This is a genomic window from Pseudomonas sp. P5_A12, assembly GCF_056400685.1.
In genome coordinates, this window is the sequence record NZ_JBFUKU010000507.1 from 1 (window position 1) to 2,117 (window position 2,117).

General features: G+C 56.1%; 2 protein-coding genes. One reads left to right on the plus strand and one right to left on the minus strand.

All coding sequences use genetic code 11. From position 1 onward, the window contains the following. Positions 1-413, plus strand: a 413-nt coding sequence (gene pcaG / locus AC1DSG_RS30520; RefSeq protein ID WP_477794194.1) for a protocatechuate 3,4-dioxygenase subunit alpha, incomplete at its 5' end; no start/stop codon positions are given. 57 nt (positions 414-470) lie between these two features. Here the strand turns inward: pcaG and AC1DSG_RS30525 are convergent. Further along, positions 471-1,862, minus strand: coding sequence for an MFS transporter (locus AC1DSG_RS30525; protein ID WP_477794195.1), 1,392 nt, complete (start codon positions 1,860-1,862; stop codon positions 471-473). Positions 1,863-2,117 lie beyond the last annotated feature (255 nt).

Here is a 2,117-nt window from a genome sequence, read left to right on the forward strand (position 1 = left end):
TTCGTGACGCGTTTCTGGAGTTCTGGCAGGCGAATCATGATGGCGTCTACGACACTGGTTACGATCTGGAAAAACCGTTCAACTGTTTTGGCCGTACCGCCACGACCGATGTCGGTGAATGGACCATCAAAACTGTGAAACCTGGCGTGGTGAAAAACGCTTCCGGCGGTGCCATGGCGGCGCATATCAACGTGGCGTTGTTTGCTCGGGGCATCAACATCCACTTGCAGACCCGCCTGTATTTCGACGACGAACCCCAGGCGAATGCGGTGGACCCCGTATTGAACCTGATCGAACAACCCCATCGGCGCGAATCCCTGATCGCCACGCGTTGCACAGTTGATGGGAAGCTGGCCTACCGCTTCGATATTCATATTCAAGGCGAAGCGGAAACAGTGTTCTTCGACTTCTAGCGATGCAAGCACGGTGTTGAGACGCAAGCGCTTAACACCTGAAGGCCTGTCTTTTTCTTATGCTCGCTGCAATACCGACTCACCCGCCTTCGGTGGCAATCGCAGGTTATCCAGCAATGCGATCCCCGCAATCACCGCCACACAAAGGAACGTCAGCTGAAAGTCGGCCGTATTGGCGAGTTGGGTGTTGTCATGGATATTCATGGAGAAACGTAGCAGCAGCGCGCCCGTGGCAACCCCCATCGCCATGCTCAGTTGGAAGAACATACTGAACAAGGTTGAAGCATCGCTCATCTGCTCCTTGGGGACATCGGCAAAGCCCAGCGTGTTGAACGCGGTGAACTGCATGGATCGTGACAGGCCACCGACAAACAGAATCAACAAAACCAGCACCCGACTCATATGCTCATCCAGCAATGCACAGGCCGCTATTGCCAGTACACCAAGGATGCCGTTGAACATCAACACCGGGCGAAACCCCCAACGGTGCATTACCCGCGTGGTGAACGGCTTCATGGCCAGATTGCCGGCAAAGACGGCCAATACCAGTAGCCCGGCATCCAATGCAGTAAGCCCGAATGCGAGTTGAAACATCAGCGGCAGGAGAAACGGCAAGGTGCTGATGGCGATCCGAAAAATCGACCCACCACACAGGCAGACGCTGAAGGTACGGATGTCCAATACACCCAGCGCCAGTAACGGTTGCGCATGCCGACGCAGATGTCGCCAGGCAATAGCACCGAGTATCACGCCTGCACCACTGAGTAACAGTGCCGGCAACAGATTGGCATGACGTTGCCCCAGCATTTCTACGCCGAACAGCAGCGCAGCGCTGGCGCCGCCGGCAAGCAGAAAACCGCTGAAATCGAATGGCCGGGCAATGACGTGGTCTTGCTTGGGAATCAAGACCAGCGCGGCAATCAGCGCCAACAGGCCCAACGGAAGATTGAGATAAAAAATCCACGGCCAGGACGCATGGGTGACGATGAAACCGCCCAAGGGCGGTCCGAGTATCGGTGCGACCAGACCGGGCCAGGTAATAAAAGAGATCGCCCGAACGAGGTCTTTCTTCTCGGTGGTGCGAAGCACTGCCAGGCGCCCCACCGGAACCATCATCGCGCCGCTGATGCCCTGCAACACGCGCGCGGCAACAAAGGCCTCAAGGCTGTCACTCAACCCACACATCAAAGAAGACATACTGAACAGCACGATGGCCGAGCTGAATATAAGACGTGAGCCGAAGCGATCAGCCAACCAGCCGCTGATGGGGATGAACACCGCAACCGCGAGCATGTAGACGCTCATGCCAATGCTCACATCCACCGCCGGCACGCCAAACGTCTTGGCCATGTCCGGCAGCGCGGTGGCGATCACCGTAGCGTCAAGGTTCTCCATAAAGAAGGTGACCGCTACCAGCAGGGCGATCAATGTTGAGCGGCGTTGAGACATCGGTCATCCCTGTTTAGCTACGACAATGCTCGCCACTTTACTATCGAATGAGGGGTACAACACGTTTAGGTAATGTCGATCTGTTAAGCCGTAACGCGACCTGTAATTGAATGGACTCGCCCAAGCCGAGGCGTCAATGCGCCACGGTGGCAGTCTAAACAGCCAACGACAGCGAGGGCGAGTCCATGAAAAAGCATACTTCGATTGATCAATCCTTGTCTTCTGYCGATTTGGCGGCCTGCACTACCGTGGCGG